Origin of the sequence: Marinobacter halodurans (assembly GCF_004327985.1) — a bacterium.
Taxonomy (GTDB): Bacteria; Pseudomonadota; Gammaproteobacteria; order Pseudomonadales; family Oleiphilaceae; genus Marinobacter_A; species Marinobacter_A halodurans.
Genome location: NZ_SJDL01000267.1, coordinates 1 through 205 on the forward strand (window position 1 = coordinate 1; position 205 = coordinate 205).

1 pseudogene is annotated in these 205 nt (G+C 63.4%); it reads left to right on the forward strand.

The window, feature by feature from the left end:
- A pseudogene (locus EZI54_RS24325) lies at positions 1 to 205 on the forward strand (IS66 family transposase); the annotation flags it as partial.

Consider the following 205-nt stretch of genomic DNA (forward strand, 5'->3'; position numbering starts at 1 on the left):
GGAGCTGACCGGCCCGGAGGCCGATCAGTACGAAGTGATTGGCAGCAAGACCACCTACCGGCTGGCCCAGCGGGCCTCCAGTTATGTGGTGCTTAAATGCGAGCGCCCAGTGTTCCGGCGCAAGGGCACCGAGAAGCCGATGACAACGCCGGCACCGTTCAACGTGTTGGACAACAGTCTGGCCGATGTCAGCCTGCTGGCTGGG